The following is a 12,979-nucleotide window of genomic DNA, read 5'->3' as shown; positions in this document are numbered from 1 at the left end:
CGCCGTGACCCTGTGAGAGTGCCGTCCGCCTTCGGGTGGGCGGCACTTTCGCTTACGTGCGCCTCATGACCCGGATCCCCTCGCCCGGCGTCCAGACCCGCACCACCAGATAGGTGTCGTCCTCCACGGACGTCCTGGTGACCTCGGTCAGCTCGGTGCGGAACAGGTGGAAGTCGTCCGGGTCGGGGACGGGGACCCGGTCGGTGTAGCGGGCGACGGTCGCGGCGTCCTCGACCAGGCGCGCCCGGCCGCTGATCCGGACGTCACCGCCGCCCATCGTCTGCCCCTCGCCCGGGTTCGCCTGGATCGCGAACCGCGGGTCGCGCAGCAGGTCGCGGGCCTTGAGCGAGCCGGGCATCATGCCGAGCCAGAACTCCCCGTCCAGGAACCGGACCTCGAGGCCGCTGGTGCGCGGCGAGCCGTCCTTGCGCAGGGTGGCCAGGACGTGATGGGTGTGCTGCCCGAAGCGGTCCTCGACGTTCTTGGCGAGGTCCGGTTCGGCTTCGGTGAAGGCGGCCCAGGTGGCCGCGGTCGACGTCATGAGGCGAGTCTCGCGCGCAATCCCGACGTCCCCTGTCCGGTATCCCCGCGCGTTTCGCCGCATTCTTTTCACACATCGGCCCTGTCGCCTTGCGGGTCACGGAGGTACCTTCCGCACCATGTCGACGCAGAACCCCGCCCCGATACCCCACGACCAGCTCCAGTTCGCGATGCCGCCGCAGCACGAGAACCACGCCGACGAGCGCAGGTACCGCAAGGAGCGGCTGGCGGGCGCCCTGCGTGTCTTCGGGCGGTTCGGCTACGAGGAAGGGGTCTCCGGGCACATCACCGCCCGCGACCCGGAGTACGACGACTGCTACTGGGTCAACCCGTTCGGCGTGCCCTTCAAGCACGTCACGGTGAGCGACCTCGTCCTCGCCAACGGGAACGGCCAGGTCGTCGAGGGCCGCTTCCACGTCAACCAGGCCGCCTTCACCACGCACGTCGCGGTGCACCGGGCCCGCCCCGAGGTGGTCGCGGTCGCGCACTGCCACTCCACGTACGGCCGCGCCGTGGCCGCGCTCGGCGAGCTGGTCGAGCCGATCACGCAGGAGGCCTGTGCGTTCTACGAGGACCACGCGCTGCTCGACGAGTACACGGGCGTCGGCGTGGACCCGGAGGAGGGCAAGCGGATCGCCGTCGCCCTCGGCTCGAACAAGGCGCTCGTGCTGCGCAACCACGGTCTGCTCACGGTGGGCGACTCGGTGGACGCGGCGGCCTGGTGGTTCATCGCGCTTGAACGGGCCTGCCAGGTGCAGCTCGCGGCGCGCTCGGCGGGGCGTCCGGTGCTGCTCGACCGGCGGCAGGCGCTGGCGACCCGCGAGCAGACGGGTGCCGACCTGGTGGCCTGGATCAACTACCAGAGCCTGTGGCAGGACATCACGCGCAGCGAGCCCGAGCTGCTGTCCTGATCCCCCCTGGGCGGCCGGTGATCAGCGGAAGTCGCGCAGCACCACCCGTTTCGTCATCGCGAACTCCTCGTCCGTGAGCACCTTCTCGCGGTGCAGCTCGCCCAGTTCCCGCAGGCGGCGCAGCAGGACGTCGTGGTCGGCCTGCCGGGGCAGCAGCGCCGGGGTGCCGCGGGGCGCCGAAGGGTGCGGGAGCCGGGCCGTGACCGCCGCCGCGACGAGGGCGGTCAGCAGGTCCTTGCGGGAGTTGCCCCACAGGTCGAGGGCGTACGGGTCCTTCTCCGGCGGCAGCTTGGAGTACGGGGATCCCTTGGGGACGAAGCGCAGCACCCCGTCCTCGTAGCCGGAGTTGGGGACCCACTCGACCTCGTCGAGGTCGTCGAGCGCGATGACGCGCGGGCCGGTGGCGCGCTTCACCCGGTCCGAGGTCTCGCTCCAGTCGATGCGGATCCGGCTGCCGTCGAAGGAGACGAGGCCGTCGCTGGAGCGCACCGAGACCGGCACGGCGGGGCCCGGGACGAGGTACGAATCGGCGGGCCCCGGCGGGAGTTGTTCGAGCAGCAGGGCCTGCCGGATCTCCTCGGCGACGTACTCGGCGACCCCGGAGCGGTCCGCGTCGACCGTGAGCCGGTACGGGTCGGCGGTGTCCGGGAGGCGGCCGCCGGTGGCCTGGAGCAGCGGGTCCGCGGCGTCGCGCAGGGTCAGACGGAGGCGGCCGCGTCTGCGTTCGGGTTCGTAGGCGACGCCGGAGACGGCGGTGAGCGGCACGTCGATCTCGCCGTACGTCTGCCGCAGCAGGGCGACCGACCGGTGCAGACCTGGGGTGATGCGGACCATGGTCCCGTCGAAGGCCCAGGTTCCGTCACGCTGGATGATCTCGGCCATACGGAAATTCTCGCAGCGACGTCAACACTCCGGTCAATGCAGGTCAAAGCCATTCACCCGGGAGGGGTGAGCCCGTGCGGCCGCACGCCCCCGGCGTACGGCACAATTCGCCTTCAAGGCACGGAAGTTGACGAGGGTGGGGCGGCTGCGGTGGCGGTGCAGGAAGCGCGGAACGACCGGACGGCGCACGAGGGCGGGTGCACCTGCGGCGACTGTCCGCGGGGCGCGCGCGAGGGGCATCGCAGGGCTGTCGCCCGATTCGCCGCGAAGCGCGACGAGTTGGCGGCGGGCCAGGGGCTGCCCGCGGCCGTCGCGCACTCGGCCGGGGCGTCGCGGCAGTGGATCTCCGACGAACTCACCCAGTCCGCGCGGGCGATGGCCGACCGCGGCCGCGAGGAGGGCGTGGCCTGGTTCAGCGGGCTGTGGCCGCGCACGCTGTACGTGGTGTGGGGCGGCGTGGGTGCGCTGCTGATCGGCCAGTCGCTCACCGCGATCGGCGCCGGCTGGACCGCCGCCCGCACGGCGGGGCTCGTGGCCGCGCTGGTGGTGGCGGGACTGCTCACCGTCGCCGGGTATCTGCACCGCGCGCGTGGTGGCCTGCTCGCGCCGCTGATCGGCGAGGACAACCGCCTGTCCACCTCGCGCGCGGTGGCGTGCGGCGTGCTCCTGCCGACCCTGTACGCGGTCCTCGTCCTCGCCGGTCAACTGGCACTCGCCTCGGGGCCCGCGCGGCGCGACGCGCTCATCGACGGCCTCGAACTCGCCCGGGGAGCGGGCCTGTTGACCGTGCTCGCGGTGGTGTGCGCGGTGGCCGTGCTCGTCCGCCGGGTGGTCGGGGTCCGCGTCGGCGGGCAGCGGCTCCAGAAGCTGCGGGCGCCCCGGCCGCGCGCCGCCGACCTGCTCACCGACGACTCGGGGCGCGGCAGCTTCACCGACATCCAGTACGTCGCCGTGGGCGCGGCCGTCGTCGGCTGGGCGGTCGTCCGCCTCGCCCGCCGCCCCGAGCAGCTGCCGGACCTGCCGTGGTCGCTCGCCGTCCTGGTGGCCGTCTCCGCCGCGACGTACCTCGCGGGCAAGTACACGGAGGGCGGCCGGCCGACGATCCTCTCGGTGGTGCGGGCGCGGGAGGCCGGCGACCTGGACGCGCCGATCCGCACCGGCGACGACATCGAGATCCGCGGCTCCGGGTTCGTGCCGCCCGGCGCGGGCACCGTGGATCAGCTCGCGCGGGTCGCCGTGCGGATCGGCCCGGTCCACGTCCATGTGCCGCTCGTCCCGGTCCCCGGCGGCTTCACCAACCCGACCGACGCGCTGCTCACCGTGCCGGTCCCGGTCGACGTGGAGCCGGGGCGGGTCGAGGTGCAGGTGATCACCGCGGCGGGCGTCGAGACGAACCGGTGCGGCATCGACGTGGTCGACTGAGGCGGCCGATCGGCCTCGGCACTGAGCCGGGGCGTGCTCTCGTACGTATGGTCAGGTAAAGACACCAGGCGCGAGAGGCGGCGGAGCGGCTATGGCGCACAGCATGCGATCCGACCTGACCACGAACTACGGGCCCCCGACCGGAGGCTGGCGCGAGACCGCCCAGCGGTACGCGCTCGTGCCGCTGCGCGTCTTCCTCGGCGTCACGTTCATCTACGCCGCCCTCGACAAGCTCACCGACAGCGCGTTCTTCAAGGCCGGCGGGGGCGGCTCGATCGGCGACCAGATGCGGGGCGTGCGGGACACGTCCGCGTTCCCGGAACTCGTCGACCTCGCCCTGAAGTCGCCTGCCGGGTTCGGCTACGCGATTGCGTTCGGCGAGCTGGCGGTCGGGATCGGCACGCTGCTCGGTGTCCTCGCGCGGCTCGCGGCGGTCGGCGGGGCGCTGATCTCGCTGAGCCTGTGGCTGACGGTGAGCTGGGCGACGGAGCCGTACTACCTCGGGAACGATCTGGCGTATCTGATGGCGTGGCTGCCCCTGGTGCTGGCGGGGGCGGCGGTGTGGTCGGTCGATGCGTGGTGGCGGGGCCGACGGCTCAGGTCGTCCGAGTATTGAGACGGACTACCCATTGAGCCCCGCCTTCGGACGAGAGCCAGCGGGGTCCGGGGCGGAGCCCCGGGAGCGCAACCCCGTCATGCGCCGAACCATCCCGACGACGGCCGCAAGGCACAGCCCTCCGCACACCAACGGAACCCCGACGAACCACGGCACCCGCCACTCGCCCACCGCGTCGCCGAAATAGACGACCGCCGTCGTCATCAGCACCAGGCCCGCGACCAGCCGCCCCGGGTGGAATTCACGCCGCACGGTCCACCTCCACCTGTCCGAGTCCGACCTCCACGTGCACCTCGACGGTGCCGCCCTTCGCGTCCCCGGCCGGCGCCGGGATCGTGTATCGCCGGTCGAGCCCCGGCCGGACGTCCACGTCGCGCGATACGTCCCCGGGCAGCCGGATGGCGCCGACCCCGACCTCCACGTGCAGCTCGGCGTCGGCGTCCGGGGGAAGGACGATCTTCGCCTGGCCGGCGCCGACCTCGACGTGCGTGGTCGTGGTGGCGTCCTTGGCGATGTCCACGCCGGACAGGTCGAGCGTGCCGACGCCCGAGCCCACCTCGTAGCTCGGCCGCACGTCCGCGGCGCGCGTCGGCGTCCAGTCGGTGCGGACCCACTGCGTGCTGATGTTCGCGGGCAGCGCGGCGGACGCCGTGAGCAGGCCCGCCGTGATCAGCGCGAGGAGGATCGAGCCGACTCCGGTGCGGCCGCGGAAGGCGCTCACCGCGATGCCCAGGCCGAACACGGCGAGCGCGCAGGCGAGTCCGGTCTGAAGGCTCTCGGCGAGGGTGTGCCCGTCCCACGTCACAGCGGTGCCGATGCCGCCCGCGATCAGCGCGCCGAGGAACGTCAGCGCGCCGATGCCGCGCGGTCCTGTCGGCTGCGGTGGCGCGGCCGGACGGTCGGCGACGGGCCCGCGCCAGGAGCCGTGCCGGGCTGCCGCCGGGCGTTCCTGGGCGCCCGGCGGGCCCCAGAGGTAGCCGGTGCCGCCCTCGTGCGTGCCGTCCTTCACGATCGGGTCGCGCCACCAGGAAGGCGCGCGCGCGACCGGCGGCGCCTGCGCCTCCGGCGGCGCGTCCGCGACGGCCTGGGCCGCCACCGGGTCCGGGTCGGCGGTGCGCCGCGCCTGCGACCAGTAACCGGCACCCGCGAGGAGCAGGGCGAGCACGACGGCGAAGGTCAGCGCGCCGCCGTTGTTGAGCATGGAGAGGAACACCCCGCAGCCGACGAGCGCGGTGACGATCGCGGCAAGGCCCGGACCGTCCACCCGGCCCGTGAGGAGCTTGCGGAACTCGTTCTCCTCCTCGTCCTCGTACGGCGCGAACAGCCACGCGAAGCCGTAGAAGATCAGCCCGACGCCGCCGGTCACCGAGAGCACCGACAGGCCGATGCGGAAGATCACCGGGTCCATGTCGCAGTGCCGGCCGAGCCCCGCGCACACGCCGCCCAGCGTCTTGTACCGCCGGTCCCTGCGGAAGCCGCGCAGCGGCCGTGGAGACCGGGCGTCTTCAGGGGGTGCGTCGAGAGGCTGCTCCGTCATACGTACATCGTGACGGCCGGGGCCCGCCGACGGCAGCCGGGACAACCCTGGCCGAACCCTGAGATCGTCCCTGAGGCGCCCGGTCCGGCCGTGGCCGCGGGCCCCGGCCCGAAGATCAGGGAAGTATCCGGGGCCGACCCTGATGCCCGGCCCCCTACCGCATGTGACGATCGGTGGCATGCCGGAAGCAGCGCCCGCCCCTCTCGCCGAGGACCGAGACGACCCGCGGCCGCCGCGCAAGCTCTACCGCAGCAGTGACGGACGCTGGCTGGGCGGAGTGGCGCGGGGCCTCGCGGGGCATCTCGGGCTGCCCGTGATCTGGGTGCGCCTGGTCTTCGTGGGCCTGTTCATGGCGGACGGGCTCGGGGCGCTGCTGTACGCGGCGTTCTGGTTCTTCGTGCCGCTGGGCGTGGGCGGCGTCGGCGCGGACCGGCCTCCCGTCCTCAGCACGGAGACGTCGCCCGACGGCCGCCGCAGGCTGGTGACGCGCAGGCCGGACAAGGGCCAGATCCTCGCCCTGCTCCTGATGGTCGTCGTAGCGATGATCTTCGTGGAGAACGTGAACCTGACGGGCAACACCAAGGCGTACCTGATCCCCACCGTGCTCGTCGCGGCGGGCGTCGCCCTCGTCTGGCGGCAGGCGGACAACGCGCGCAGGGCCCGCTGGATGGAGGTCGGCCGCCGTCGGCGCACGCTCAGCCTGGCCCGCGCGGCCTCCGGGGTGCTGCTCGTCGGCGTGGGCGTCACCGGCATATTCGTCACGCAGGGCGCCACCGAGCACATCGGCCCGATCCTCCAGGCGGCGCTCGCCGTCCTCGTGGGCATCGCGCTCCTCGCCGGCCCCTACCTGATCCGGATGACACAGGACCTCTCCGAGGAGCGCCTGATGCGCATCCGCGCCCAGGAGCGGGCGGAGGTCGCGGCCCATGTGCACGACTCGGTGCTGCACACCCTCACCCTGATCCAGCGCAACGCGGACAGCCCCGCCGAGGTGCGCCGCCTCGCCCGCGCCCAGGAGCGCGACCTGCGCGCGTGGCTCTACAAACCGGCCGCCGCGGAGAACCCGCAGGAGCCGGAGACGGTGGCGGAGGCGGTGAAGCGCAACGCGGCGGAGGTCGAGGACAAGCACGGGGTCCCGCTCGAAGTCGTCGTGGTGGGCGACACCCCGCTCGACGAGCAGTTGTCGGCGCAGATGCAGGCCGCGAGGGAAGCGATGGTGAACGCCGCCAAGTACGGTGGCGTGGGCGGCGCCGTCCAGGTGTACGCGGAGGTCGAGGGCGACGTCGACGGGGACATGGTCTTCGTCTCCGTACGCGACCGGGGGCCCGGCTTCGACCTCGATTCCATCCCGCCCGACCGCATGGGCGTAAGAGAATCGATCATCGGCCGGATGGAACGCAACGGCGGGACGGCCCGGCTGCGGGCGGTGCCGGACGGCGGCACCGAGGTCGAACTGACCATGAAGAGGGCGGAAGGGACGTCATGACCGACGAGGCAGCTCAGACGCGACGGGTACGAGTGGTCCTGGTCGACGACCACCGGATGTTCCGCACCGGCGTCCAGGCGGAGATCGGCCGCACCGAGGAGACGGGCGTCGAGGTGGTCGGCGAGGCCGCCGACGTCGACCAGGCGATCACGGTGATCACGGCGACGCGGCCCGAGGTCGTCCTCCTCGACGTGCACCTCCCCGGTGGCGGAGGCGTCGAAGTGCTGCGCCGCAGCGCCCAGATGATGGCGGACGCGGAGAACCCGGTGCGCTTCCTGGCGCTGTCGGTCTCGGACGCGGCGGAGGACGTGATCGGCGTGATCCGTGGCGGCGCCCGCGGCTACGTCACCAAGACGATCACCGGCACGGACCTCGTGAACTCCATCTTCCGCGTCCAGGAGGGCGACGCGGTGTTCTCGCCGCGCCTCGCCGGTTTCGTCCTCGACGCCTTCGCCTCGACGGACGCGCCGCCGGTGGACGAGGACCTGGACCGCCTCACCCAGCGCGAGCGGGAGGTGCTGCGCCTCATCGCGCGCGGGTACGCGTACAAGGAGATCGCGAAGCAGCTCTTCATCTCCGTCAAGACGGTCGAGTCGCACGTCTCGGCGGTGCTGCGCAAGCTCCAGCTCTCCAACCGGCACGAGCTGACGCGGTGGGCGACCGCGCGCCGGCTGGTGTGAGCCACGCCCTGCCGCTGCTGCGGCGAAATCCGCTTGGGCGGGAGGCGTCCGCCGTGCCTCAATGGACCCCATGATGTCCGCCGACCGCCTCCTCGCCTTCGCGGCGATGTCCTTGCTGCTGATCGTCATCCCGGGCCCGAGCGTGATCTTCGTCGTCGGCCGCGCCCTCGCCCAGGGCCGCCGCGCCGCGCTGACGACGGTCGCGGGCAACACGCTCGGGGCGTACGTCCTCGTGATCGCCGTCGCCCTCGGTATCGGCTCGCTCGTCGAGCGCTCGGTGGCGATCTTCATGACGCTGAAGCTGGTCGGCGCCGCGTATCTGATCTACCTGGGCGTCAAGGCGATCAGACAACGGCGCTCGCTGCGCGCGGTGTTCGAGGAGGAGCGGAGCGAGGCGGGCCGCGGCAGCACGTTGCGCACCCTCTGGGAGGGCTTCGCGGTGGGCGTGGCCAACCCCAAGACGATCGTCTTCTTCGCGGCCGTGCTGCCCCAGTTCGTCGACCGGGAGGCGGGGCACACCGTGCTCCAAATGCTGCTCCTGGGCCTGGTGTTCAACATCATCGCGATCGCCTCCGACAGCCTCTGGGGCCTCGCCGCGTCCACGGCCCGCACCTGGTTCGCCCGCTCCCCGCGCCGCCTCGCGGCGGTCGGCGGCACGGGCGGCCTCGCGATGGTGGGTCTCGGTGTGACGGTGGCGCTCACGGGGAGGGCGGAGTGATGCCGACCGTCGACGTATCGCCCGGGATCTCGCTCGCCTACGACACCTTCGGCGACCCCGCCGACCCGGCGGTGCTGCTCGTGATGGGCTTCGGCGCGCAGCTGATCGCCTGGGACGAGGACTTCTGCGCGGAGCTCGCGGGCCGCGGCCGGTACGTGATCCGCTTCGACAACCGGGACAGCGGCCTGTCGACGAAGTTCGACGCACACCCTGTGGACATGGGCGAGTTCATCGCCGCGGTGAGCGGGGGCGACCTTCCCGCGGCCCTGGCGATGATCCCGTACCGCCTCCAGGACATGGCGGACGACGCCTTCGGCCTGCTCACGACGCTCGGCATCGAGCGGGCGCACGTGGTCGGCGCGTCCATGGGCGGCATGATCGCCCAGACGATGGCGATCTCCCGGCCGGAGCGCGTCCTGACACTGACCTCGATGATGTCGACAACGGGGGAGCCCGAGTACGGGCAGTCGTCGCCGGAGGCGCAGGCGGCGCTGTTCGCCCCGAAGCCGTCCGACCGGGAGGGCTACGTCGCGGCGGCGGACCGCTCCCTGCTCTGGGCGTCGAAGCGCTACGGCGACGCGGCGTACCTCCGCGACCTCGCGGCGCGCGGCTACGACCGCGCCTACTACCCGGCGGGCGTCGGGAGGCAGCTCGGCGCGATGGTCCTCAGCGGCTCGCGCGCGGACGCCCTGCGGGGGCTCGACGTGCCGACGCTCGTGATCCACGGCCTGGACGACACACTGATCGACCCGAGCGGCGGCCGCCGCACCGCGGAGCTGATTCCCGGAGCCGAGCTCCTGCTCCTCCCCGACATGGGCCACGACCGACCGCGCGAACTGTGGCCGCGGCTGATCGACGCCCTCGCCGCGCACACCGGCCGAGGTGACGGATCGGCGTGACCTCAAGGGCGGCTCACGCCACCCGCGTCGCCCCCGCGAACGGCATTTCGTCGATCGGGGCCACCCGGACCGGGGCGCTCGGGTTCGGGGCGTGGATCATTTTGCCGCCGCCGATGTAGAGGCCCACGTGGCTGATCGAGGAGTAGAAGAAGACCAGGTCGCCCGGCTGGAGTTGGGACTTCGGGATGCGCCGGCCCGCGTCGATCTGGGAGTACGTCGTGCGGGGGATCGAGACTCCGGCCGCCTTGTACGCGGCCTGCGTCAGGCCCGAGCAGTCGAAGGCGGAGGGCCCTGTGGCGCCCCATACGTAGGGGCTGCCGAGCGCGCCGTACGCGAAGGAGATCGCGGCCTTGGCGCGGGAGTTGGGGGCCTGGGAGAGGTCGGCGCGTTCCGTCGAGCGTGAGGCGTGGCCGCTCTGGGCGGCGGCGGGGGTGCGCTCTTCGGGGGTGAGGCGGTCGAGGAGGCGGCGGGCCTCCGAGAGTTTTCGCTTCACCTTCTTCTTGTTGTCCGCCAGCTCGGCCTTCTTGGCGCGCAGTTCGGAGAGCGTGCCGTCCGCGTCGCCGCGCAGCTGGTCGATCTCGCGGAGTTCGCCCCGTACCCGGGTGACGGCGGCGGCCTGCCGCGCGCCGACGCGCTCCGTGAGGGAGGCCTTGTCGAGGTAGGCGTCGGGGGAGGAGGAGAGGAGCAGCTGGACCGAGGGGTCCACGCCGCCCGTGCGGTACTGGGAGGCCGCGACCGAACCCAGCTTCTCGCGCTCGGAGTTGAGGGACTCGGTGCGCCGGGACGCCTCGTCCTGGAGGGCGTCCACCTTCTTCCGCGCGCCGTCCGCCTCCTCCTTCGCGCCGTTGTACTTCTGGGTGGCGACCTCCGCCTCCTGGTACAGCCTGTCCACCTTGGCCTTCACCTGGGCGGGGCTGAGCTCGGGCTCCGCGTGCGCCGCCCCGCCGTCGAGGGCGGTGATGCCGGCCGCGGAGGCGAGGGCGAGGGTGGCCGCGGTGCGGGCCCTGCCGCCGCTGAGCGGACGCGGTCGGGGCTTGCGGTGGGCTGCCGGCACAAGGTCCTCCTCTGGGGTCCTTCCGAAACGCACGGACCCCGGTCGCGCGTCCGGCGGCGGCCCGCACAGGGGGAGCGGGCCGCCGCCGGACCTTTCTCGGCGGTGGTGTCCGACTGCCGCCCCTGGCCCGGGCGGCGGTGGGGAGCCGGTCACCTGAGGAAGGACGCTAAACCTCTGCGTAACGGGTTGGTGCCGGATTGTTCGCAACTGGTCTGTTTGTTACGGATGGTGTCGGAGAGTGATAACGGAGTGGCAAAGGGGCGCCCGTAGTGGCCCATGGGCGTCCGGTTAGGCTCCGAACCATGGACGTACTCATCCACCTCTTCGTCGGCCTGCACATCATCGGCATCGCCTCGCTGCTCGGCGGCTTCCTCACGCAGATGTCGGCGATGAAGGAGGGCGCGGCCCGCTTCAACAAGGCGATGCTGCACGGCGCCCTGACCATGCTGGTGACCGGCGTCGCCCTGGTCGGCCTCAACCAGGCCGACGGCAGCGCCGTGAACAACATCAAGATCGGTGTGAAGCTCGCGCTCCTGATCGTGATCCTCGGCATCGTCTACGTGAAGCGGGACGACGAGGAGGGGGCGAAGGCGGAGAAGGGCCTGTTCATCGCCGTCGGCGCGCTCACCGTCGCCAACATCTTCATCGCGGTGCTCTGGACCTGAGCGACCGCGCAGGCCGCACACGTGGAAGGGCCCGGCAGGGGACGTACCTGCCGGGCCCTTCCGCGTACGTACGTCAGGCCGGCCGCACCACGCTGTGGATCGAGGACGTGCCGTCGTAGTAGATCGACTCCTCGCGCACGACCGCGCCCGGCTTCGGCGCGTGCACCATCATGCCGCCGCCCATGTACATGCCCACGTGGCTGATGTCGTCATAGAAGAACACCAGGTCACCGGGTTGGATGTCGGAGAGCGGCACCGTCTTGCCGATCTCGACCTGGTCCCAGGTCGTCCGCGGCAGCGAGATCCCGGCGGACTTCCACGCCGCCTGCGTCAGGCCCGAGCAGTCGTACGAGTCCGGCCCCGTGGCGCCCCACACGTACGGCTTGCCCTCCTGCGCCTTGGCGAACGCGAGCGCCTGCGCGGCCTTCGTGGCGTACGAGGCGTCCGACGAGCCGGAGGAGGACCCCGAGGAGCCGGAAGAGGAACCGGAGGACGAGCCGGACGACTGCTCCCGCTCCTTCGCCGCCTCGGCCGCCTTCCGCTTCGCCGCCTCCGCGGCCCTCTGCTTCTCGGCCAGCTCCGCCGCCTTCTTGCGGGCGGCCTCCTCCTTGGCCTTCTCGATCGCCGCGAGCCGCGCCTTCTCCTCGGCGGTCAGCTTGGACAGCAGCTCCCGCGCGTCGGAGAGCTTCGTCTGCACGGTCTCCTTCGTCGACCTCAGCTCGGTCTGCGACTCGGTGAGGTCCTGGAGGCTCGACTGCGCCTCGGTGCGCTTCTTCGCGGTCTCGCGCGTCTGCTTCTGATAGTCGTCGATCGACTTCTTCTGCTCGTCGGTCAGCCGGCTCATCAGCTGGCGCTGCGAGAAGTAGTCCTCCGGGTCGTCCGCGAGGAACATGGTCGCGGTGTCGCTCACGCTGCCCGAGCGGTACTGCTCGGCGGCGTATCTGCCGAGCTTCTGGCGGGCCGTGTTCATCTCCTCGGTGCGCTGCGCGACATCGTCGAGGAGCTTGTCCACCTGCTGCTTCTTGGCGTCGGTCCGTTCCTTCGCCCCGTTGTACTTCTGGGTGGCGACCTCGGCCTGCCGGTAGAGGGTGTCGACCTTCTTCTGCACCTCTTCGAGGCGCGGCTTGGACGACGGCTGCGTCGGCGCGGCCTGCGCCGTCTGGGAGAGCAGTGCCACGGAGGTGAGGGCGGCGGTGGTGATACCGATCGCGGGGGTCGTGCGAAGGCCGCCGGTCATCCGGGAACGGCTGCGGGGCTTGCGGTGCGACGCCAAGGCAGGCGACTCCTTCCGTCGTCCGCCTACCGGGTTAGCTGTCGGGTTCGGGCGTGGAAGGCTGCCCTACGGTCGGCTGACCGATTCACCCCAAGGTCGGTTGGGTCCCCGGTTCCCTGCCTTACGGCGTACGGGACTCGGCGGGGGCTGCCCGCTCGCCGCGACATTCGCGGACGGGGGGACGGACTGCCCGGCTGCACCGTAGCCAACTCGTGTGGCTGCTGTGAAGGTTGATGTTCGATATGCCCGATACATTTTCGTGATCTGCCCTCTGGCGGGGCCTCGGGGTTCCGGGC

The 12,979-nt window shown here is 72.0% G+C and carries 14 protein-coding genes and 1 riboswitch; of the genes, 8 read left to right on the top strand and 6 right to left on the bottom strand.

Annotated elements, in window-relative coordinates; genetic code table 11:
* Positions 1–52: 52 nt before the first annotated feature.
* A complete protein-coding gene (locus tag ACNYS0_RS16965) occupies positions 53–541 on the bottom strand; it encodes a pyridoxamine 5'-phosphate oxidase family protein (RefSeq protein ID WP_422474600.1) in 489 nt (162 codons plus the stop codon).
* Positions 542–659: 118 nt separating this feature from the next.
* Here ACNYS0_RS16965 and ACNYS0_RS16960 point away from each other — a divergent pair, with 118 nt between their 5' ends.
* On the top strand, positions 660–1,451 hold the full coding sequence (locus ACNYS0_RS16960) for a class II aldolase/adducin family protein (RefSeq protein WP_422474598.1): 792 nt from the start codon (positions 660–662) through the stop codon (positions 1,449–1,451).
* A 21-nt stretch (positions 1,452–1,472) separates the two neighbouring features.
* On the opposite strand, the gene ACNYS0_RS16955 is transcribed toward ACNYS0_RS16960, so the two are convergent.
* Positions 1,473–2,333, bottom strand: a complete 861-nt coding sequence (locus tag ACNYS0_RS16955) for a DUF4429 domain-containing protein (RefSeq protein WP_422474596.1) — start codon at positions 2,331–2,333, stop codon at positions 1,473–1,475.
* Positions 2,334–2,483: 150 nt separating this feature from the next.
* On the opposite strand from ACNYS0_RS16955, the gene ACNYS0_RS16950 reads away from it, so the two are divergent.
* Positions 2,484–3,755 carry a hypothetical protein gene (locus ACNYS0_RS16950; protein ID WP_422474594.1) on the top strand — a complete coding sequence of 424 codons (1,272 nt, stop codon included), beginning with the start codon at positions 2,484–2,486 and terminating at the stop codon, positions 3,753–3,755.
* A gap of 91 nt (positions 3,756–3,846) precedes the next feature.
* Positions 3,847–4,371 (top strand): DoxX family protein, encoded by a 525-nt coding sequence (locus ACNYS0_RS16945; protein ID WP_422474592.1) that lies wholly within the window; start codon positions 3,847–3,849, stop codon positions 4,369–4,371.
* 6 nt (positions 4,372–4,377) lie between these two features.
* Here the strand turns inward: ACNYS0_RS16945 and ACNYS0_RS16940 are convergent, their stop codons facing one another.
* The gene (locus tag ACNYS0_RS16940; RefSeq protein ID WP_422474590.1) at positions 4,378–4,623 is read right to left on the bottom strand and encodes a hypothetical protein; all 246 of its coding nucleotides are present in this window, start codon (positions 4,621–4,623) and stop codon (positions 4,378–4,380) included.
* A complete protein-coding gene (locus ACNYS0_RS16935; RefSeq protein WP_422474588.1) occupies positions 4,613–5,908 on the bottom strand; it encodes a PspC domain-containing protein in 1,296 nt (431 codons plus the stop codon). The genes ACNYS0_RS16940 and ACNYS0_RS16935 overlap by 11 nt, the downstream gene beginning before the upstream one ends.
* Before the next feature lie 178 nt (positions 5,909–6,086).
* On the opposite strand from ACNYS0_RS16935, the gene ACNYS0_RS16930 reads away from it, so the two are divergent.
* The 4 genes from ACNYS0_RS16930 to ACNYS0_RS16915 all read left to right on the top strand — a co-directional run bounded on the left by ACNYS0_RS16930 (position 6,087) and on the right by ACNYS0_RS16915 (position 9,691).
* Entirely contained in the window at positions 6,087–7,394 is a 1,308-nt protein-coding gene (locus tag ACNYS0_RS16930) for an ATP-binding protein (protein ID WP_422409023.1), read from the top strand.
* Positions 7,391–8,074 carry a LuxR C-terminal-related transcriptional regulator gene (locus ACNYS0_RS16925; RefSeq protein ID WP_422409025.1) on the top strand — a complete coding sequence of 228 codons (684 nt, stop codon included), beginning with the start codon at positions 7,391–7,393 and terminating at the stop codon, positions 8,072–8,074. Before ACNYS0_RS16930 ends, ACNYS0_RS16925 begins: the two co-directional genes overlap by 4 nt.
* A gap of 70 nt (positions 8,075–8,144) precedes the next feature.
* The gene (locus tag ACNYS0_RS16920; protein ID WP_422409027.1) at positions 8,145–8,792 is read left to right on the top strand and encodes a LysE family translocator; all 648 of its coding nucleotides are present in this window, start codon (positions 8,145–8,147) and stop codon (positions 8,790–8,792) included.
* On the top strand, positions 8,792–9,691 hold the full coding sequence (locus ACNYS0_RS16915) for an alpha/beta fold hydrolase (RefSeq protein WP_422474586.1): 900 nt from the start codon (positions 8,792–8,794) through the stop codon (positions 9,689–9,691). The genes ACNYS0_RS16920 and ACNYS0_RS16915 overlap by 1 nt, the downstream gene beginning before the upstream one ends.
* Positions 9,692–9,704: 13 nt before the next feature.
* Here the strand turns inward: ACNYS0_RS16915 and ACNYS0_RS16910 are convergent, their stop codons facing one another.
* Positions 9,705–10,745: a C40 family peptidase gene (locus tag ACNYS0_RS16910; protein WP_422474584.1), complete on the bottom strand. Its 1,041-nt coding sequence runs from the start codon at positions 10,743–10,745 to the stop codon at positions 9,705–9,707.
* Positions 10,746–11,047: 302 nt separating this feature from the next.
* On the opposite strand from ACNYS0_RS16910, the gene ACNYS0_RS16905 reads away from it, so the two are divergent.
* Positions 11,048–11,410 (top strand): hypothetical protein, encoded by a 363-nt coding sequence (locus tag ACNYS0_RS16905; protein ID WP_422474582.1) that lies wholly within the window; start codon positions 11,048–11,050, stop codon positions 11,408–11,410.
* A gap of 73 nt (positions 11,411–11,483) precedes the next feature.
* Here ACNYS0_RS16905 and ACNYS0_RS16900 read toward each other — a convergent pair whose 3' ends face one another.
* Positions 11,484–12,683, bottom strand: a complete 1,200-nt coding sequence (locus ACNYS0_RS16900) for a C40 family peptidase (protein WP_422474580.1) — start codon at positions 12,681–12,683, stop codon at positions 11,484–11,486.
* Positions 12,684–12,691: 8 nt separating this feature from the next.
* Positions 12,692–12,836: riboswitch (cyclic di-AMP (ydaO/yuaA leader) on the bottom strand.
* Positions 12,837–12,979: the final 143 nt, after the last annotated feature.

Source organism: Streptomyces anthophorae (genome assembly GCF_049310305.1).
Taxonomy (GTDB): domain Bacteria; phylum Actinomycetota; class Actinomycetes; order Streptomycetales; family Streptomycetaceae; genus Streptomyces.
This window is presented reverse-complemented; position numbering and strand designations above follow the sequence as displayed.

Coding starts and splice junctions, on each gene's coding strand:
- ACNYS0_RS16965 (WP_422474600.1), bottom strand. CDS start 541: ATGACGTCGACCGCGGCCACCTGGGCCGCCTTCACCGAAGCCGAACCG.
- ACNYS0_RS16960 (WP_422474598.1), top strand. CDS start 660: ATGTCGACGCAGAACCCCGCCCCGATACCCCACGACCAGCTCCAGTTC.
- ACNYS0_RS16955 (WP_422474596.1), bottom strand. CDS start 2,333: ATGGCCGAGATCATCCAGCGTGACGGAACCTGGGCCTTCGACGGGACC.
- ACNYS0_RS16945 (WP_422474592.1), top strand. CDS start 3,847: ATGGCGCACAGCATGCGATCCGACCTGACCACGAACTACGGGCCCCCG.
- ACNYS0_RS16935 (WP_422474588.1), bottom strand. CDS start 5,908: ATGACGGAGCAGCCTCTCGACGCACCCCCTGAAGACGCCCGGTCTCCA.
- ACNYS0_RS16930 (WP_422409023.1), top strand. CDS start 6,087: ATGCCGGAAGCAGCGCCCGCCCCTCTCGCCGAGGACCGAGACGACCCG.
- ACNYS0_RS16925 (WP_422409025.1), top strand. CDS start 7,391: ATGACCGACGAGGCAGCTCAGACGCGACGGGTACGAGTGGTCCTGGTC.
- ACNYS0_RS16920 (WP_422409027.1), top strand. CDS start 8,145: ATGATGTCCGCCGACCGCCTCCTCGCCTTCGCGGCGATGTCCTTGCTG.
- ACNYS0_RS16915 (WP_422474586.1), top strand. CDS start 8,792: ATGCCGACCGTCGACGTATCGCCCGGGATCTCGCTCGCCTACGACACC.
- ACNYS0_RS16905 (WP_422474582.1), top strand. CDS start 11,048: ATGGACGTACTCATCCACCTCTTCGTCGGCCTGCACATCATCGGCATC.